The organism is Brevibacillus panacihumi (assembly GCF_003710985.1).
GTDB classification, from domain to species: Bacteria; Bacillota; Bacilli; order Brevibacillales; family Brevibacillaceae; genus Brevibacillus; species Brevibacillus panacihumi.
Map to the genome: position 1 here is coordinate 1 of NZ_RHHT01000039.1, position 19581 is coordinate 19581.

The window sequence follows — 19581 nt, forward strand, 5'->3', positions numbered from 1 at the left end:
ATGTGGGCAATAGCCTTGCTTTTTCCCTTGATTTCATGGAACGGGTCAGAGGAAGGCTTGAGCCTGGCCATTTCCTGCTGCAGGTGATGCACCTTTTTGGTGGCATCGTACAGTTCCTGATTCAAGCGCACTTGACTGGTAATATCGGTTTCGGTCGCGACCGCACCAATGATTTTCCCGTTGAGGCGAATCGGATTGGTGTTGATCACCACAAACAGGTCCTCACGAGGCTGATGATGCTTCCGATGAACAGCTTCGCCCGTTTGCAGCGTTTTGAGCATCGCCAGCATCTCCGCTGAAAAGAAATTTGTGATCGGCTTCCCCAGGAGTTCGTTTGCCTTGAGGGAAAAGAGTTGCTCTGCCACTTGCGACCAAACAACCACATTGGCCTCTTCATCAATCGCGGAAATCGACAAATCGAGGGTTTCAATCAGTGTCGTGAAGTACGCCTCCAGGTACTGAAACGATTGGAGGACTGCCCGCATGGCGTCGGCTTGATGCAAACATCCAACCCATTGGCCGCTTGCATCCGTCACCCAAAGGGGATCGCTCTGTTGAAAAAGGGGAATGGCTTCAGACAAGGGGGTGTCCAAGGGGACGGACAACATTTGGGTATTCGCTTCCCAATGATTTCTCTCTTCAGCGGGGACTTTTCGGATCAAATGTTCCAAAGGCGGAAGTGTATGTTTCAAGAGCACTCACCACTTCTCATTCAGTGTGTAAAAAGATGCGCAGTTTCACAGTTGATTACACATATTATAGCACTATTGCGAAAATTTTTACACATCATTCGGGGGTAACCTGGCGTTCTGCGTTGGCACGCGCCTTGCTTTGTACTCAAATTGAAAATCCCCATTCTTTTCGCAGGCAGATCCAACATCATGAACAGATCCCGTTTCGAAACAGCGGTCATAGGTGGTGAACCGCTTGGTCTCTACCGTTTTTCCAGGAAAGGAGGTGAAACGTGAAATGGGAGTACACGAGACGCGTGGTCTGCCACTTCACCAAAAATCCCTTGTCATTGACGCCACCTGTCCGACAAGGGGCAACTGAAGATGATCTCCCCGTTGTTTCCGATTGAACTGCAAATTCCAAAAAGGAGTTGAAACAGATGCGCATCTCTGTTGATGTTGGCGGAACGTTTACCGATGTGGTAGTGCTGGATTCGGCCACTGGCACCCTGCGCCTGGAGAAGGTCGAGACCGTTCCGCGCAACCCGGCCAGCGGCGTTCTGGAGGGTTTTCGCAAGGCGGACGCTCGATTCGCCGAGATCGACTACTTTGTCCATGGCACTACCCTGGGGCTGAACGCCCTGCTCACCCGCACCGGAGCCAAGGTGGCGATTGTCACTACCAGGGGGTTTCGGGACGTGTACGAGCTGGGCCGAACCGACCGTGATACCATGTACGACTTCAAGTACCGCAAGCCGAAGACGCTGGTCCCGCGTCACCTGCGGTTCGAGGTGGCAGAACGGCTGGACTATCAAGGAAACGTCCTGACTCCCTTTGATCGGGATGGGGCTGTATCAGTGGCCCGGCAGATTCGGAACGAGGGAGTTCGTGCCGTGGTGGTCTGCTTCCTGCACAGCTATACCAATCCGGCCCACGAGCTTGCGATGGAAGAGGTCTTGCGCCAGGAGTGCCCGGAAGTCTCCGTCACACTCTCGCATCGGCTGACCCGGGAGTATCGGGAGTATGAGCGCACCAGCACAGCAGTCATCGATGCGTATATCAAGCCAATCATGCGGACTTATCTCGACCGGCTGGGCAGTGAACTGCGGAACCAGGGATACGGGGGCCAGTTTCTGCTCACCCGTTCCGGCGGCGGTGCCATGACTGCGACGGCGGCCAAGGAGGAGCCGGTACACTCGGTGATGTCCGGACCGGCAGGAGGGGCGATCGGTGCCGCCTACCTGGCGGAGCTGACAGGATACCGCAATCTGATCACGTTGGACATGGGAGGAACGAGCCTGGACACAACCATGGTGGTGGATGGGCAGATCTCCGTGGAGAACGAGGCGACGGTGGAGCATCTGCCCATCTCTACTCCGATGATCGACATCCGTACAATCGGTGCCGGCGGCGGCAGTATTGCGTGGATCGACGATGGTGGAGCGCTCCAAGTGGGCCCGCAGAGCGCCGGTGCAGACCCTGGTCCCGCCTGTTACGGCAAGGGAGGGGAAAACGCGACGTTTACGGATGCTGCCCTCACCATCGGCTACCTTGATGATCGGAACTTCCTTGGGGGTGCCATGGGCATTGACACGAGTTTGTCCCGCGTGGCGATCGAGCGCTTGTCCGGGCCGCTGAACCTTTCGTTGTACGAGGCGGCCGCCGGCATCATACGAATCAGTGAGGCCAAGATCACCGGGGCCATTCGCGAGATCTCGGTGGAGCAAGGATATCACCCGAAGGACTTCGCGCTCCTGGGCTTTGGCGGCGGTGGCGGGCTGGTGGCATGCAACGTGGCGCGGGAGATCGGGATTCCCACCGTCATCATTCCACCGGGGCCGGGCAACTTTTCGGCATGGGGGATGATGATGGTCGATGTGGTCTACGACTTTGCCCAGACCTACGTGACAGGCCTTGCTAACGCCGATTTGGCGGCGGTCAACGAACTGTACGCCAACCTGGAAGCGAGCGGTCGGGAGGCACTGGGTCGAGACGGGTTTGCCCCGCAGGACTGCCGGTTTATTCGCTGGGCAGAGCTGCGCTATGAGGGTCAGGAGCACACGGTGAAGATCGAAATTCCTGACGGGGAGCTGACTTCCAGCCACATCCCGCGGATTGCCGCCAGCTTCGGCGATGCCCACGAGATGCAGTATGGCCACCAGACGAAAGACCCGGTGGAGATTGTTACCCTGCGTGTTCGGGCAGTGGGTGTGCTGCCCAAGCCAAAGATTGCGAAGCTAAAGCAAGGGACCGGCGATGCAGGTCCAGCCTTCAAGGGCAGCCGTGCCGTATACCAGTCGACCCTGGACCGTTTTGTTCCGTACAGCGTATATGACCGGTTCAAGCTGTTGGCCGGGGATCAGGTAGCCGGGCCGGCCATCATCGAGGAGCCCAGCCACACAACCGTCATCCATGAAGGAGACCTGGCAACGGTGGGAGAGTACGGGGAGCTTGTGATCGCTATTTTCTCAACCAAAGGAGGCATAGCATGACCAAGAGCGCAGACTTTACCAATGTAAGCGGCGTCGATAAACAGGGAGGACACATTGAAGTGCAGGTGATCCACAACTACTTGCTGTCGGCAGCCCGGGAAATGATGCGGAACTTGAAGCGAACCGCCTATGACACCATCATCTATGAGATCCAGGACTTCGGTTTGGGGATCTACGACCGAGACTGTCGGTTGCTTGCGGAAGCCCCCGGCCTCGCCATTTTCACACGGGGCAATGACTTTGCTCTCCGGAAGATGGTGGAGTTCCTGGGAGAAGAGAACATACACCAGGGTGATGTGATCCTGTTTAATTACCCGTACTGGAGTTCCAATCACACCCTTGACGTACTCGTCACCTCCCCGATCTTCTTTGATCAGCAGTTGGTCGGATACGCAGCATGCAAAGCCCACTGGCTGGATCTGAACCAACAGGATCCGGGTTATTGCCTGGACACCACCAGCATTCACAATGAAGGGCTGGTCCTGCCAGGGCTCAAGATTTACAAGCGAGGGGTTCGCGATCAAGAGGTGGAGAACATCATTCGGTTCAACTCCCGCATTCCGGACCGGGTCATCGGCAACATGAACGCCCAGATTTCCTGCTGTCGGACCGGAGAGCGGCGGGTCCGGGAACTGGTGGAGAAGTTCGGACTGGAAACGTTTAACGCCGCCGCCCAGGAGATTCTCAACCACGGCGAACGGATTGCCCGCGCCCGTCTTGCGGCCCTGCCCAAGGGAACGTGGTCCGCTGAGGATTGGGTCGATGATGACGGAGTAGACAAGGATACCATGCTCAAGATCAAGGTCACTGTCACCGTCACGGACACCGAGTTTATCGTGGATTTCACCGGTACCGATGACGCTGTAAAGGGCCCAGTCAACTTGCCCCTTGGTTTGACGGAAGGGGTTTCGGCTCTCGCCTTCAAGGCCCTCACTACCCCAGACTCCCCGGCCAATGACGGAAACTTCCGTCCGCTGAAGGTAATCGCTCCGGAGGTGTCACTGGTCAACGCCCAGCCTCCGGTCGCCACCTTCACGATTTGGCCGGCGATTCACATCCCGGAAATTATTTGCAAGGCTCTCGCTCCCGCCATGTCCGAGGTGGTCCCCGCCTGCTCGGGAGGAGAGGTCGTCTCCATGATGGGGGTAGGCAAGCATCCCGTCACCGGCAAGGTCTGGCTGGAGGCAACCAATGAGGCCGTCGGATTTGGCGGACACGCCGGGGGCGACGGAGAAAACGGGATCATGCACCTGTCCGAGCCAGGCTGCCGCAACAATCCAGTCGAGGTGTTGGAGAACAAGGCCCCCTTGTTGATTGAAGCCTATTATTTGCGACAGGATTCATGCGGGGCCGGCGAGCACCGGGGTGGGTTGGGCGCGACCCGCATCTACCGGTTTACCGCTCCCGGCAACGCTGTGACGATTGTGAAGAAGACGAAGACTCGCCCCTGGGCGCTGAATGGCGGCCTGGAGGGGGATCCCAATCACATTATTGTATGGCCCGGAACTGACCGGGAGTGGCGGACGGGCGCCATCAACCAGCCTTTGCAGGCGGGAGATGTGCTGATCAGCAGTGCCGGCGGCGGAGGAGGCTGGGGGAACCCTTTGCGGCGCAGCCCGGACAAGGTACTGGAGGATGTGCGCGACGGGTACGTTTCGCTGGAAAGCGCGAAGCGTGACTATGGCGTGGTCATCGACACCACCAACTGGACCGTCGACACCGAAGCGACAGCCGCGCTTCGGCGGGAACGAGCGGGGGCCTGAACCATGCGACTCATCGACTTGCACAGCGACATCCTGGTAGACGTAATCTGGCGCAGATCGCGGGGGGAGCACAGGGTAATCGCCGAGCGCCATCTGCCTGTTTTGCGGGCTGCCGGCATCACCGCCCTTGGCCTGACGATTTGGATCGAATTGGATCACACTCACCGGGCGGCGGCTCGCACCCGTGAGGTGCTGGCAGCCCTGGCGGCAGAACTGAGTGAGTCTCCCGGAGAGCTTGCCCTGGTCAGGACTCCGTCTGAGGCTGAAGCGGCAATGGCGGCGGGACGCCTGGCGTTGCTGCTGACGATCGAGGGGATGGCAGCTTTGGGCGAGGACCCGACCCTCTTTACAGATCTTTGTACCCAGGGCCTTACCTCCGGCCTGTTGACATGGAATGAGGCGAACGCCTTTGCCAGCGGCTTCCCGGGATACGCATACGAGGAGGCACGTGCGCTATCCACCTCCGGTAAAGGCAAATGGCTGTTAGGGTTGCGCGGATCCGGGGAGGGCGAGGTGCAGGGTATTACCACCAAGGGCCGCACGCTGTTGCGCCAGATGGCTGCCGGCGGTGTGATGCTGGACTTGTCCCACCTGAACGAACGCTCCTTCTGGGAGGCGATGGACGCCTACCCTGGTCCCGGAGTGCTGGCTTCCCATTCCAATGCCCGCAAAGTTTGCGATATCCCGCGCAACCTGACGGACGAGCAAATCAAGGCAATTGCGGAGCGGGACGGGGTTATCGGCTTGAATGCCTTTTCGGCGTTTGTTGACCCCGACGACCCGGGGCTGGACCGGTACATCGACCACGCCGTCCATATCGCCGACCTGGTTGGGATCCGGCACCTTGGTTTCGGGTTTGATTTTATCAGCTACATGGATGACGAGGCGCTTGGGAGCATCGGCGGCCGTCTGCCAGGCAATCCGGAGCTGGACGGACCGGCAGACGTGCCCTGCCTGATGGCCCGGATGGCAAAGCGGGGGTTCTCCCGTACAGACCTGGAAGCGATGGCCTGGGGCAACTTCGCCCGAATTTGGCAGTCAGCTGTCACGTGCGCGGCCGGATAAGCGAAGGCTACAGATCAGCAGCGGACGCCTGGTTGAGGGACTCTGGATGGAGGTCTGCGTCACCTGGCGTCCGCAGCTCGATTACAGAACTGAAATACGTAAATTTTTTCGGATCACAAAAATTTTTACTGTATTACAGGAAATATTGCATTGTAGACGAAATTATTTTACAATATCGGCAATTCAAAATTATACAATTAAGAATAGAAACGGAGGGTCAATATTGGAAAAAAAGGTATTATGGATCAATCCAGTAACCACAGATTTGTTTGATGCAACGTTCAAGAGCGAGTTTGAGAAGGTCAAACAACCGAACACGATCGTGGATGTGGTATCCCTGCCGCCTGCGCCGGGCCCGCTTCATCTGGAGTACAACAGCTATGAGGTCATGGTCATGCCGGAAATCCTCAGGCTGGTGAAAAGGGCGGAAGAGGAAGGGTATGATGCCGCAGTGATTGGCTGTTTTTATGATCCGATCCTCAGGGCTGCGCGAGAAGTGTCCAAAAAGATGGTCGTAACAGCTCCGGCAGAGGCAAGTTTGCACATTGCCGCGACCCTTGGCGAAAGTATTTCCATCATTGTGGGGCGTCGAAAGTGGATTCCGGAGATGAAGGAAAACGTCCACAAGTACGGTTTCGGGGACAAGTTGGCATCCTTCAAGTCCCTTGAGATGGGAGTGCATGATTTTCAGAAAGACCATGAGGAAACGATGAAACGAATGAGACGGGCAGCGAAGGAAGCTGTGGAACAAGATGGTGCAAATGTACTGATACTGGGTTGTACCATTGAGTTTGGTTTTTTCCGTCACATTCAGGAAGAACTTGGGGTTCCCGTCATTGATGCGAGTTTAGCGCCGTTGAAGTATGCGGAATTTTTGGTGGAGATTCATAAAAAGTTCGGATGGGGCCACAGCAAGCTGGACGGCTATCAGTCACCCCCCGATGAAGAAGTGAAAGCTTGGAAGATTTTTTGAAAAACAGGAAAAGAGGGATCATCATGAGTGTTCAGCCTTTGGGGCAAGGCCTGACAAAAGGGATTGTGCAAGTCGGGGAACTTTTTGACAATATGCCGGTAACCCGCCAGCATTGGAAAGCGGGATTGGCCCTGTTTTTTTCCTTTGTCATTGAAGCATGGGAGATGATGATTGTCATTCTGGCCAGCGCTTCAATCGGTGCGGAGTTTGCACTGGACGGAGCGCAAATCGGTTCGCTGATCGGTTCCATTTTCCTCGGCATGATTCCGGGATGCCTCGTCTGGGGGAAACTGGTCGATAAGTTTGGCCGGAAAAAATCCATGGTGTACAGTCTGGCTCTATATGGCGTCATCTCTCTTCTCAGTGCATTTTCGGTCAACTACGAGATGCTTTGGTGGACGAGGTTCCTTTCGGGAGTTGGCCTCTCCGGTGTGTTGGTTGCGACGTTCCCCTACTTCGAAGAATTGCTTCCGGTAAAAGTACGCGGGAAAGCAACTGTCTACCTGGCTTCCGGTTGGCCGGTGGGATTCCTGATCGCGATCGGGGTTACGTATCTCTTTATGGATCTGGGTTGGCGCTGGATTATCGGGGTCAGTTCACTGGCCGGGCTGTGGTTCCTGGTGGTAGCCGCGTTCGTCCCGGAATCACCGTACTGGTTGGTCGCCAAAGGCCGCGAGGCAGAAGCGAAAGACGTGGTGCGAAGACTTTCAGAGGGAAAGATGAATGAGGAAATGGATCAGGCCCAACTTGTGGTGGAAGAAGCCAAAAAGGGCTCTTTCCTGGAGATTTTCAAGGGAAAATTCCTGCGTCTGACGGTACTGCAGATCATCATTAACTTCTGCTTCTCCTGGGGGTATTGGGCCCTTTCATCCTGGATGCCGGTCCTTTTGGCCAAAAAGGGTCTGAGTACGCCGCAGGGGTTGGGATTCATGGCATTAACGGCGCTGTTCATGTTCCCGGGGTATATGGCCTCCTCTTACTTGACGGGCAAGTATGGGCGCAAAAAGGTGATGACATCATTTGTTCTCTTTGCGGCAATCGGAGGTTTTGGCTTTGCCTCGGCGGAAACCATGACGGAAATGTATGTCTGGAACTTTGTTCTCTCGTTCTTCAGTTTGGGAGCGTGGGGGGTATGGGATACCTGGATGGCGGAACTGTATCCCACGGAAATTCGCGGTGTCAGCTATTCGCTCGGTGTGACCGGTCAGCGTGCAGCAAACGCAATTGCTCCGAGCGTAATCGGTGCCATGCTCGCGGCAAACACCAGCTTTTTGGCGACAGTTTCCTTTATTTCCACATTCCTGGTCATTACGTTTATCGCCAGCCTATTGCTGAAGGAGACGGAAGGCGAAATCCTTCATTAATCAAAAACATTTGTGAAAAAGTGGATAATCGAGGGATTGTCCACTTTCATTTTACAGAATATTCGCATTAAATATATATGAAAAAAATTACGATGATACAGTATATTTTGAATTGATATCACAATTATTCCGATATATAATAAAAACAACAAAGAACAATCAAAGACAAATAGGAGTTGCTATGGAGGAAATTTACAAAAAAATCAGAAGCCTGCGCAAGATGCATGATTTGACGTTGAAGGATCTCAGTGAAAAAACAGGATTGTCGGTCAGCTTTCTTTCCCAGGTGGAACGGGGAGAGACATCCCTGGCCATCACTTCTCTGAAGAAAATCGCCGATGCCTTTGCGGTTCCGATTACCGATTTCTTCGAGAATGAAAGCAATCAGAATTTCATCGTCAAGCTGGAAAGCCAGAAACCGTTCCGGATCGAAGGATCAGGTGCCGAATATACCCGTCTGGGCGGCAACTTTAACGGAAGGTCCCTTGAGCCGATGATTGTCACGCTTGCACCGGGTCTGGTTCAGGACAATGTGTTCAGCCATCCCGGCGAGGAATTTTACTTTGTCCTGGAGGGTGCGGTGACTTTTAACGTCGATGGAAAGGAATTCCTGGTGAAAACCGGCGACTCGATCCATTTTCCGTCCAATTTGCCGCATTTTTGGTCCAACCCGCTCAATCAAACTTCGAAGATACTTTGCGTGTTAACACCGGTTATTTTTTAAAAAACCGGGTTCACATAATTTTGCAGATTCCTTCAAGAAAGGTGGTTTTTATGCGGGTAGCAACTGATATCGGAGGAACATTTACGGATCTTGTCTATCTGGATGAAAACGGTCGTATCGGAACCGCAAAAAGCGATACGACTCCTCCCAACTTTGAACAAGGAGTAATGGATGTCATCAAAAAGAGCTCGATTTCTCCTGAAACGATCACCGATTTTATTCATGGAACTACTGTCATTATTAATGCTTTGACGGAGCGCAAAGGGGTAAAAACCGGATTGATCACCACCAAGGGATTCCGGGATGTTCTGGAAATCGCCCGCGGGAACCGACCGGATTTGTTCAATGTGCGCTATCAGAAACCGACACCTTTTGTCCCACGCTATCTGCGTCACGAAGTTAGCGAACGGTTGAACTACAAGGGAGAGGTGATTTGCGAATTGGCGGTGGAGGAGGTGAAGGCAGCGGTTGAGCAATTGCGGAGTGAAGGGGTCGAAGCGATTGCCGTTTCCTTCCTGCACGCTTATGCGAATCCTTCTCATGAAAAGCTGGCTGTTCAGGCCATCAAAGAGGTTTGGCCGGAAGTGGCTGTAACCGCTTCCCACGAAGTGACCAAGGAGTGGCGCGAGTACGAGCGTACCAGCACAGCTGTTTTAAACGCTTACGTAAAACCGATTGCCTCTTCCTACATTGATCAGTTGGACAAACATCTTCAGGAAATCGGAGTCAGCGGAAACAAGTACATCATGCAGTCCAATTCCGGAACGACTACCTTTGAACAATCCAAGGAAACCCCTATCAACATGGTCGAGTCAGGTCCCGTAGCGGGAATTTTTGGCGCCGCCATTTTGGGGAAAATCCTTGGGGAAGAGAATATCATCGCTTTTGATATCGGTGGAACGACCGCCAAGTGTTCCTTGATCGACCACGGAGAAGTAAAGGTAACGACGGAATACAAGATTGAAAGAGATGACCGGAATGCCGGATATCCGATCAAGGTGCCAGTGGTTGACATCGTGGAAATCGGGAACGGCGGAGGCTCTATTGCCTGGATCGATGATGCCGGTTCGCTGAAAGTCGGTCCGCAATCCGCGGGAGCGATGCCGGGTCCGGTCGCTTACGGGCGCGGCGGCGAAAATCCGACTACAACGGATGCCAATCTCGTAACAGGACGCCTGTCACCCAAAAATTTTAAAAATACAGTTAATATGGATGCAGTCAAGCAAGCGATTGAGGAAAAAGTAGCCCGTCATTTCGGCATCTCCGTGGAAGAGGCAGCTCTCGGCATCATTCGCATCGCCAACTCCAACATGCTGAATGCGTTAAAGTTGATTTCCGTTCGGAAGGGGTACGATCCCCGCGAGTTCTCCCTTGTCGCATTTGGCGGCGGAGGTCCGATGCATGCTCTGGCCCTGGCCAGGGAATTGGGAGTGAAGAAAGTGATCATTCCGATCGCCTCTTCCGTGTTTTCTGCATGGGGCATGCTGATGACCGATCTTCGGCACGACTACATTCAAACGTACATCCGTCGCGTAAACGGGATGAATTTGGATGAATTAAACGATGAATGGAGCCGACTGGAGGAAGGAGCCCTGCAGCAGTACGCGCAAGAGGGAATCGCCAAGGACAAGGTATTGTTTGTGCGCTATGCCGATATACGTTATGTCGGGCAAGAGCATGCGGTCAAAGTTCCGGTACCGAACGGGCGCATGGACGAATCGGCTGTCCAGGAGACGGTCTCCCGTTTTCATGACCTTCACGAGAAGCATTACACGTTCAAACTGGAGGGAGCTCAGACGGAAATTGTCAACCTGCATCTAACGGCATTTGGCTTGGTGCAAAAGCCCGAGATCGCTCGGCTGGACAATACAGGAGACAACGCCAAAGAAGCGCTGAAAGAGGTGCGGCCCGTTCTGTTCGAAGAGCATGGTTGGATCGAAACCAACGTCTACTCCAGGGATATTTTGAACGCAGGCAGTGTGATTGAAGGACCGGCGATTGTCGAAGAACAATCCTCTTCTACTGTCATTGAACCGGGGCAACAGCTGGTTGTAGACGAGTACGGCAACTTAATCATTGACACGGGGGTGTAACGGCATGTTCGAGGAAAAAGTGAAGCGGGATCAATTTACACTCGAAATCGTAAAAGATTCGTTGATTGCCATCGGTGAAGAGATGTTCCATACACTTGCGCGTACCTCGATGAGCCCGATCATCTATGAAGTGCTTGACTTCGCAAGCGGATTGACCGATGCAAAGGGGCAACTGCTGACCCAGGGGAACGGGGTCACCGGATTTATCGGGATGCTGACTTTTATGGTGAAGCAAACGCTGGAGAAGTTCGGCAAAGAAGGCGATCTGAAGCCGGGAGATATTCTGATTATCAACGACCCATACGGCGGAGGGGGTTCACATTTGTCCGATGTCGGTCTGGTCATGCCGATCTTTCATGAAGGAAAGCTGGTGGCATTTTCCGCCAACAAGGCGCACTGGACGGAAGTGGGAGGCAAGGACCCGGGGTCTTGGACAACAGATTCAACCGAGATCTTCCAGGAAGGACTTCAATTTCCGTGCGTCAAGTTGTTCGATGAAGGGAAACTGAACCAGCCATTGGTTGATATTATCGCCGCAAATGTACGCTTCCCGGAATTGTCTCTTGGGGATATGTGGGCTCAAGTGGCTGCGCTTCGCACCGGTGAAAAGCGCTTCCGTGAACTGTGCGACAAGTATGGCCGGGCTGTTGTAATGGATTCTATTGATCATCTTCTGAACCATGGCGAACAATTGGCGCGAAAAGAAATAGCCAAACTGCCAAAGGGTACATTTGAAGCGAAGGACTTCATCGATGACGACGGGATCGGAAACGGTCCTTTCCACGTACAGGTGAAGGTTACGATCACGGATGACGAGTTCATTTGCGACTTCCGTGGAAGCCATCCCCAGGTATTGGGCCCGGTTAACTGCTCGTACACCGCTTTGGTGTCCGCCGTGCGTGTCCTTTTCCTGGCGGTGACGAATCCGTCTCAAGACGTGAATGACGGAGTATTCCGTCCGTTGAGAGTAATCGCAGATGATCGTTCGATTTTCTCGGCTGAACGCCCTGCGGCTGTATCGACTTACTGGGAAACGATGCTGTACGGGGCTGACCTGGTTTGGAAAGCGCTCGCACCGGTTGTTCCCCACCGTTTGAATGCCGGACACCTCTTGTCTGTGTGTGGAGTGGTTCTCTCCGGAATTCACCAGGATACAAACGAGCCGTTCCTGATTGTAGAGCCTTCCGTCGGAGGGTGGGGTGCAGGCGAAGGACTGGACGGAGCAGCAGGCCAATTCTGTATTGGTGACGGCGAAACATACAACGTACCGGTAGAAGTTGCCGAGACGCGCTATGGTGTGATGATCGACGAGTACAGCCTGCGCACGGACGGTGCCGGTGCCGGTGAATATCGCGGTGGTTCCGGAGCGATCCGTTCTTATCGGGCAATGACCAACGGGCAAACGATCACAGCCACTTTCGGTCGTCATAAATTCCTGCCCTGGGGTTTCAACGGTGGTCATGACGGGTCACGAAACGAGTTTGTGATTGTCAAGGCGAACGGGGAAGTCGCCGGCCCGTTTGGCAAATTTGCCCGTTTCCCACTGAACAAGGGAGATGTGGTTCGGCTGATTACCGCAACCGGCGGCGGCTACGGCAACCCGCTGCGTCGTCCGGCCGAAAAGGTGGCCTTGGATGCGAAGAACGGCTACATTTCTGTCGAACAAGCGAGAGACATTTATGGGGTGATTGTAAATCCCCGTACATTTGAAGTGGAAGGTATCACATCTGCCAGACAAGCTGTGTAAAGGAGGAACACCGATGATCGTGGTCCGTGCAGATTCCGTAAAAGCGGATGTTCGTCAGGCGGTACTGATGAAGACGTTGTTTTCGGAAAACCACATAGAAGGCGGCAGAGCCAGATTTGGGGTGGTAACCATCCCTCCTCAAGCAAGGATTCCCTTGAACGGAGAGGGCAGTCACGAAGAAGACGAATATTCCATCCTCATAAAAGGATCCATCCTTACAGGGGTTGGTGACAAAGAACACCGGCTGACGGCCGGGGATGCATCCCTGATTCCTGCGGGAGAGGCACACTGGGCGTATAATGACGGCGATGAGGAGTGCGAGATCGTCTGGGTGCTTGTCAGGCGATAGACGATGATCGGCGGTGTCTTCTTCTTAGACAGACCTTTCACTTCAAACAGGGAGGTTGTAGGGACACGATGAGCGTATATGTGCAGAGAATGAAAAAAGCGCAAGCGATTTTGGATGAGAGCGGTTGGGAGGCGGTGATCGTTTCTTCCCCGGCCAATTTTTTCTATTTCACAGGAACATGGCTGGACTCCCATGAAAGGCTTCAGGCTGTCTTGATTCCGAGAACGGGTTCACCGTGGATTGTTGTCCATGAAATGTCACGGGAAGAGATTACACCGCTGGAGGGAGTGCAGTTGCGCTTTTGGAAGGACGGCGAGCCTACTGTCCAGATTCTGGCCGGGCTTTTGCCGGAACAGGGTGTGATCTCCATAGACAGCCAGTGGCCGAGCGGAAAATTGATTGAGCTTATGTCGATTCGCAGCCGGCTTTCCTTTATCAAAGACACGCCGGTGACAGGAGCCCTTCGCCTAAGGAAAGATGCAGCGGAAATGGACCGTTTGCGAAAGTCAGGAGAAATCGCCGATCGCGTGATGGGAAAGATGATTTCTTTTATAAAGCCGGGCATGACGGAGAAAGAAGTGGCCAGGGAATTGAAAAGGCTCTTTCAGGGGGAGGGGGTTGAGCAATTGTCCTTTCAACCGATCATCGGGACCGGTGCGAACGGGGCGATTCCCCATCACCAATCAGATGAAACCCGTCTTGCCGAAGGGGATATGGTTGTGATTGATATGGGTGGAATCAAGGATCACTATTGCTCGGATATGACTCGGACGATCGTCCTGGGGGAACCTGCAGAAGAAATGGTCCGCGTGTATGAAATTGTGAGAAAGGCTCAGGATGAAGCGGTGAAAGCGATCAAACCCGGAGTCCCGATGAGAATCATCGATCAAACGGCCCGCGCCATCATTTCCGAAGCCGGCTACGGGGAATTCTTTACCCATCGCACCGGTCACGGCATAGGGATCGAAGTTCACGAGGAGCCGTACCTGACGCCGAACAACGAACAGCTGCTGGAGGAAGGAATGGTGGTCAGCGTCGAGCCTGGCATCTATCTAAGCGGAAAGTTTGGAGTACGGATCGAGGACATTGTCGTTGTAACCGCAGATGGCGCAGAGCGGTTGAATCATTTTCCACGTGAACTGCTGCGTGGAGGCACGCCGATTTCCCGAGAATGAAAGGAAAAGGTATTTGCCACGAAATGTGAAGGAGCCTGCTTACGCGAAGGCTGTTCTCAACAGACCGGAACCAAAAAAAGAAGACATTTTGGGACGATGAACAGAGTGCCCGAATGGCTTCTTTCTTTTTTTGGCCGAAAGGGACATCCGGATCGAGCCTGCCCCCATTCCTGCGAAGTCAGGATCGTAAAGGGGTTTGGGGCATTCTGTTTTATTCATTTATGGATGAAAAAGGAAATTGCGGGTCTCATCCCGAACGAAAAGAAAAGGAGGAAATCTGTCCAACGGGAACCCATTGTAACAACTTTGCAAGTGCGATCCCGTTACGCAGATACAGCGATTTTTGTCTTTCCTCACCTTTTTCAAATCCCGCCCAAATGAGGTGAATCCCATGAACACCTACGCCACTTTTCAAACCCCGCAAAAAGTGCTGTACGGGCCCGACTCTTTTCAACAGGTGGGCAAGGAGGCCGCTGCAAAGGGGAAAAAGGCGCTGATCATCACGGACCCGATCATGGCCAAACTCGGATACGTGGAGCAATGTCGTCAGCTCCTCGCAGCCGAAGGATTGGAAAGCATCGTCTACCAGGGAGTGGCTTCCGAGCCGACTGACGCGTATGTTGTGGAAGCGCTTGATCTGCTCCGGGATGAAGCCTGCGACGTCGTGCTCTCTCTTGGTGGAGGGAGCTGTATCGATACGGCAAAGGCAATTGTCGTCCTGGAGCGAAGCGGCGGCTATATCGGTGACTACCTGGGGGGCAAAAAAGCGTGTTTGCCGCCCGGAATCGCCCACATCGCGATTCCGACTACGGCCGGAACAGGCTCGGAAGCAACGGATGTGACGGTCATCACCAATACGCAAACCCATGTGAAAATGATGATCAAGCATCCTGCCTTCATGCCTGCGGTTGCCATCGTCGATCCCGCTTTGACGAGATCGGCCCCGCCGCATGTGATTGCAGCCACGGGAATTGATGCGCTGTGCCACGCGATCGAAGCCTATCTCTCGAAGAAAGCCCATCCGATGACGAAGATGCTGGCCTATTCCGCGGTCACCCACATTGTTCACTCCTTGCAGCGCTCCTATGAGGATCCGCATGATCTGGATGCCAAAGAGAGGATGTGTATCGGGTCCCTGCAGGCGGGCATGGCTTTTTCCAATGCTTCCGTGACGCTGGTGCACGGGATGTCCCGCCCGATCGGCGCCCTTTTTCATGTCCCGCACGGCATCTCCAACGCGATGCTGCTTCCCGCCGTGTTGGAATTTACCCAACCTTCCTGCATCGAAGAACTGGCCGAGCTGATGCCCTTGTTTGTGCGGGAACAGGATGCGGAACCGGTGACCCTCAAAGAGCGGGCAGACTATACGATCCGGCAAGTCAAGGAGTTGTGCCGAAACTTGCAGATCCCCAATCTGCGAAGTTGGGGAATCCCCGAGCAGGAGTTCCATACCATGCTGGAAAAAATGGCGCGGGATGCCTGGGACAGCGGGAGTCCGTCCAACAACCCCCGGGTTCCGACGATCGGGGAAATCATGGATCTCTATCGGATCTGCTACGATTATTCCTATTCCTGCGACCGGATGACCCAATAACGGCCAAGACGGTCAACCATTGCCCCTTGTCAAGGCCGCGCAGCGTTCCAATCAGCCTTGACAGGGGGCAAACTCATACACTTTGGATCTGCCGGCAATCTCTTGCTGGCCTGCCACACGGCTGATTTAATGCGGATTTCATACTTTTTTCAATGGAGTATTGCCGTCGCAATATGGTCGGGTACATCAGAATCGCCATTTGCATTGCCGAGATTCTGCTTCTCTCAATCATCACTTCTCGTCACCTTTCGTCGGGTATGGTTTCAGCCCGGTATCCTGTCGATATTTGTTAAATTCCCCGCTGCGGCTTCCCCGTTAACCAGGGCGCCGACGATGCATACAGCAGCTCCGACCTGTTTGGGAAGCCTTACTCCCGCCTCACGCAGGTGTCGAAGGATCAGTGTTACGCAATCACTTTTCTACCTACCCCTGCAGTTACTATTCTTATTGAACGCGTATGAGTAAAATGTTCGTGGGCAACTGAAATGAAACTTTCTGAGGAAATTTCGCAAGAGGGTATAGAAAAGGGTTTCCCTTCTTGGTAAAGTGTAAATCGCCAAAAAACAAACACAAACCAAGGAGGAGAAACCCTTATGCGTGAGTGTAACACGGAATTTCCGACAATGAAAGAGCTAGAAACCCTGTTATTTCGGAAGTTACAGGAACAATTTGCTGCAGGTATGGCTCGCTTGCTGGAATCACTGGACGAGTGTCTGATGCATCAACGGGATCATTCACGCTATCGGTTAAAGGACCAGCGAGAAGTCCAGATCGACACGATCTTTGGTACGGTTCGATTTAAGCGGCGCTTGTATCAGGATCGCGTGAAGGGTCAACATGTGTATTTGTTGGATCGTATGCTGGCCTTTGACGGGCGGGAGAAGCTAAGCCCGTTTTTGGAAGAGGTAGCGATCGAATTTGCTAGCCAAGGACCCTCGTACCGGGACAGCGCCAACCGCCTGGAAGCGTTACTGGGGTATCGGGTACTGAGCCATGAAGCCATTCGGGACAAACTGATCACGCGGGCCGAACAAGAATCAACCATTGTGTCGAAAGCGACCCGAAGGTCGGTTCGCGTGCTGTTTGTGGAAGTGGATGGACTTTACACAAGCTTGCAACGACAACGCCGGCGGGGAATAGAAAATCGAATCGCGGTCGTACACGAAGGATGGGAACAAGAGGGGGGCCGAGTGCGGCTTAGGTCGAAACGACATTACCTGCATACGACGAAGGGAGACTTCTGGGAAGGGTTTGGCGACTTTCTCGTTCGTCATTACGATGTGGATGAAAACACGTGGCTGGTGGTCAATGGGGATGGAGCCGAATGGATCGGAGAATGTGAATCGTACTTTCACCGCTGTATTTACACACTGGATCGCTTTCATGTGACGCGAGAATTGCGCCGATTCCTGGGTCAGTTGCCAGAGACGTGGCAGACGGTACGGCAGGCGTTGGCGGCCTTTGAAGCGGATATCTTGCTGGCGACAGTAGAATCCGTACCGGAGGAAAAGATTCTGGAAGAGCATCGGAATGAGTGGCGGAAATACGTGGCCTATTTACGGCGACATCGAAGGCATCTTATCGACTATCGAAAGGTTCTGGGGGAAGCTGGTATCGACACGACGGGCATGCGTCCAATGGGGAGTGCGGAAGCGCAAATGCGGGTGATGGCAAAAAGGACCGGCTACAGTTGGAGTGTACGGGGAGTACAGGCGATGTTGCGAGCCATTATGGCACGACAAGAGGGAAGTCGTTTGAGTGGACAGACGATAGCGAAGAAGCAAGTGTTACAGCCCAACCCAATGGTCCGAGTGAAGGACTTGCTACGGGAAGTGAAAGAGCAGGCAAAAGGCTATATAAACGGGACAATCCGCCCTGTTGCACGGGCAATATCAAAGCAGCCCTACCGGGCTGGCCTTAAAAGCCCTTCGCGGATGAGGAAAAAAGAAGATCAAGAAAGGAATCACCCAAAAAGAAAACGCTTTCAAGAAGAGGGAACCCCAAGAGACAAAAAATCTTGCCCACTATAGCTTGACTCACACGCCAAAAAAGGATTTCGTATTGCTCTTCCATCCAAAGCGTGCATCTGGATCAATGGCCGACATAATACCTTTATTGGCGAGGAGACGTTCGTCTTCCACGATGGCCTTGGCGATCTTGACCTTCTCCGAGATGGAACCCTCATGATCGGGTAACAAAGTCTCGACAGTCTCTCCAAGTTCCGCCAAGTAGTGAAGCATGATCTTCTCAGCATCCTCTTGATCTTTCTTCAACTCCGGTAACCGTGGGAGTTTCTTTTCGAGTTTTGGATGCTTTTTCACCACAACACGGAATAAGCGCTTCGCCGCATCCCGCAGTACTTCAAGCGGCTTTTGTTTTTGCGAAGCTGCCAGTGTATGGGTGGAATCCATGATGATCGTCTTTGACTTCACAAGTCCTTTTTCGATGGACTGACGTACAACTGATTTAAGCACCTCATCCACGGCTCCCGCCCCTAACCGATGATTACGAAAGCGGGATAATTGAGAGGGGTCAGGAAGGGTATCTTCTGGATTTAAACCTAAAAACCACTTATAAGCGAGGTTTACCTGCGTTTCCTGAATGATGCGTTCATCCGAAAGATTGTAGAGAACTTGTAAAAACAATAAACGAAACAGGAGTTCGGGTTCGTTAGCAGGTCTTCCGTAATGATCACAATAAGAGGAACGAACCAACTCATGAATGAATGTGAAATCTACGATTTCATTGATTTTACGTAATGGGCGATCCGCGGGAATTAGTTTATATAATTCGGCATGGAAGGATGCCGCGATTTGTTTAGAGGGCTGTAGCAATGGTTCCAACTCTTTCGTTTTCTTTTCATTGTACAACAAACCCAGTGTCGAAGGGGCATTGGGTTTCAGCCTGTTGAAAACCTACTGTTTCGGAGGAGAAGCATGTTTCCAGGCGGAGCGACTGGCGGAGTCCAGCCAAGCGGAACAGCGAGCCCGGGGAAACAGAAGCGCAATCTATGAGTAAACCCCGGAGCTGCGCGCCGTTTCCCCCTACGGGGACTTCGTGCGCTTCCCCCGGGATCGCTGTGGAGCGGACAGTTTCACATCCTTGCAGGACGTAGACCGGAGCGCAGATCGGAAACATGCTTCTCCCCACTACAGCTACATTCTCGATACTTAAAACCCCAGTACCTAAGGGCACTAGGGTTACGGTTTACAGATATTAGGTGGACTTTTGCAGGACTCTCACATTGGGGCAGCTTTTTTTCGCTCGCCGTCTGAAACGTATGTTCCCTGTCAGGATGTGACGGTTTGCGCCATTCACAGAGGGACACCGGACATCTGCTGGCGATTCGCCATTTCCTTCCATCCAGCAGCATACATATGTTCGTGTGTTTCCCGGTTATTCCTGGTATACTTTTCATAGCTTGGCATACCGGTCACCGCAAGCAATCGGCATCATCAAACAAGGAGGAATTTTCGGCATGGATGCATTTATCCTTTTGTCATCGCTGGCAAATCTCATCCTTTTACTGGCCGTCATCGCGCTGATCATGCGCAGCGGGAAGACGGCCTCG

At 53.4% G+C, this 19581-nt stretch carries 12 protein-coding genes and 3 pseudogenes; 12 read left to right on the plus strand and 3 right to left on the minus strand.

Annotation, left to right across the window (positions count from 1 at the left end; genetic code table 11):
• Positions 1–692: PAS domain S-box protein (locus tag EDM58_RS17830; protein WP_246000839.1), on the minus strand; the 692-nt coding region annotated here is incomplete at its 3' end.
• 419 nt (positions 693–1111) lie between these two features.
• On the opposite strand from EDM58_RS17830, the gene EDM58_RS17840 reads away from it, so the two are divergent.
• The 11 genes from EDM58_RS17840 to EDM58_RS17895 all read left to right on the plus strand — a co-directional run bounded on the left by EDM58_RS17840 (position 1112) and on the right by EDM58_RS17895 (position 16010).
• The gene (locus EDM58_RS17840; protein WP_122914524.1) at positions 1112–3163 is read left to right on the plus strand and encodes a hydantoinase/oxoprolinase family protein; all 2052 of its coding nucleotides are present in this window, start codon (positions 1112–1114) and stop codon (positions 3161–3163) included.
• A complete protein-coding gene (locus EDM58_RS17845; RefSeq protein WP_122914525.1) occupies positions 3160–4926 on the plus strand; it encodes a hydantoinase B/oxoprolinase family protein in 1767 nt (588 codons plus the stop codon). The genes EDM58_RS17840 and EDM58_RS17845 overlap by 4 nt, the downstream gene beginning before the upstream one ends.
• A 3-nt stretch (positions 4927–4929) precedes the next feature.
• Positions 4930–5991 (plus strand): dipeptidase, encoded by a 1062-nt coding sequence (locus EDM58_RS17850; protein ID WP_122914526.1) that lies wholly within the window; start codon positions 4930–4932, stop codon positions 5989–5991.
• Between the two features lie 223 nt (positions 5992–6214).
• The gene (locus tag EDM58_RS17855) at positions 6215–6964 is read left to right on the plus strand and encodes an aspartate/glutamate racemase family protein (RefSeq protein ID WP_122914527.1); all 750 of its coding nucleotides are present in this window, start codon (positions 6215–6217) and stop codon (positions 6962–6964) included.
• Positions 6965–6987: 23 nt separating this feature from the next.
• Positions 6988–8328 carry an MFS transporter gene (locus tag EDM58_RS17860; RefSeq protein ID WP_122914545.1) on the plus strand — a complete coding sequence of 447 codons (1341 nt, stop codon included), beginning with the start codon at positions 6988–6990 and terminating at the stop codon, positions 8326–8328.
• Between the two features lie 181 nt (positions 8329–8509).
• Positions 8510–9052 carry a helix-turn-helix domain-containing protein gene (locus EDM58_RS17865; RefSeq protein WP_122914528.1) on the plus strand — a complete coding sequence of 181 codons (543 nt, stop codon included), beginning with the start codon at positions 8510–8512 and terminating at the stop codon, positions 9050–9052.
• A gap of 50 nt (positions 9053–9102) precedes the next feature.
• A complete protein-coding gene (locus EDM58_RS17870) occupies positions 9103–11145 on the plus strand; it encodes a hydantoinase/oxoprolinase family protein (RefSeq protein WP_122914529.1) in 2043 nt (680 codons plus the stop codon).
• Positions 11146–11149: 4 nt separating this feature from the next.
• Complete coding sequence (locus tag EDM58_RS17875) at positions 11150–12892, plus strand: hydantoinase B/oxoprolinase family protein (RefSeq protein WP_122914530.1); 1743 nt, start codon at positions 11150–11152, stop codon at positions 12890–12892.
• Between the two features lie 13 nt (positions 12893–12905).
• Entirely contained in the window at positions 12906–13241 is a 336-nt protein-coding gene (locus EDM58_RS17880; RefSeq protein WP_122914531.1) for a cupin domain-containing protein, read from the plus strand.
• Between the two features lie 68 nt (positions 13242–13309).
• Positions 13310–14416 (plus strand): M24 family metallopeptidase, encoded by a 1107-nt coding sequence (locus EDM58_RS17885; RefSeq protein WP_122914532.1) that lies wholly within the window; start codon positions 13310–13312, stop codon positions 14414–14416.
• 391 nt (positions 14417–14807) lie between these two features.
• Entirely contained in the window at positions 14808–16010 is a 1203-nt protein-coding gene (locus tag EDM58_RS17895) for an iron-containing alcohol dehydrogenase (RefSeq protein ID WP_122914534.1), read from the plus strand.
• A gap of 302 nt (positions 16011–16312) precedes the next feature.
• Here EDM58_RS17895 and EDM58_RS17900 read toward each other — a convergent pair.
• Positions 16313–16411, minus strand: a pseudogene (locus EDM58_RS17900) (spore germination protein); the annotation flags it as partial.
• 192 nt (positions 16412–16603) lie between these two features.
• Here EDM58_RS17900 and EDM58_RS17905 point away from each other — a divergent pair.
• A pseudogene (locus tag EDM58_RS17905) lies at positions 16604–17948 on the plus strand (ISLre2 family transposase).
• Between the two features lie 104 nt (positions 17949–18052).
• Here EDM58_RS17905 and EDM58_RS17910 read toward each other — a convergent pair.
• A pseudogene (locus EDM58_RS17910) lies at positions 18053–18844 on the minus strand (transposase); the annotation flags it as partial.
• Positions 18845–19581: the final 737 nt, after the last annotated feature.

Excerpts from the sequence above, each read along its gene's own strand:
- EDM58_RS17840 (WP_122914524.1), top strand. The coding sequence starts at position 1,112 with ATGCGCATCTCTGTTGATGTTGGCGGAACGTTTACCGATGTGGTAGTG.
- EDM58_RS17845 (WP_122914525.1), top strand. The coding sequence starts at position 3,160 with ATGACCAAGAGCGCAGACTTTACCAATGTAAGCGGCGTCGATAAACAG.
- EDM58_RS17850 (WP_122914526.1), top strand. The coding sequence starts at position 4,930 with ATGCGACTCATCGACTTGCACAGCGACATCCTGGTAGACGTAATCTGG.
- EDM58_RS17860 (WP_122914545.1), top strand. The coding sequence starts at position 6,988 with ATGAGTGTTCAGCCTTTGGGGCAAGGCCTGACAAAAGGGATTGTGCAA.
- EDM58_RS17865 (WP_122914528.1), top strand. The coding sequence starts at position 8,510 with ATGGAGGAAATTTACAAAAAAATCAGAAGCCTGCGCAAGATGCATGAT.
- EDM58_RS17870 (WP_122914529.1), top strand. The coding sequence starts at position 9,103 with ATGCGGGTAGCAACTGATATCGGAGGAACATTTACGGATCTTGTCTAT.
- EDM58_RS17875 (WP_122914530.1), top strand. The coding sequence starts at position 11,150 with ATGTTCGAGGAAAAAGTGAAGCGGGATCAATTTACACTCGAAATCGTA.
- EDM58_RS17880 (WP_122914531.1), top strand. The coding sequence starts at position 12,906 with ATGATCGTGGTCCGTGCAGATTCCGTAAAAGCGGATGTTCGTCAGGCG.
- EDM58_RS17885 (WP_122914532.1), top strand. The coding sequence starts at position 13,310 with ATGAGCGTATATGTGCAGAGAATGAAAAAAGCGCAAGCGATTTTGGAT.
- EDM58_RS17895 (WP_122914534.1), top strand. The coding sequence starts at position 14,808 with ATGAACACCTACGCCACTTTTCAAACCCCGCAAAAAGTGCTGTACGGG.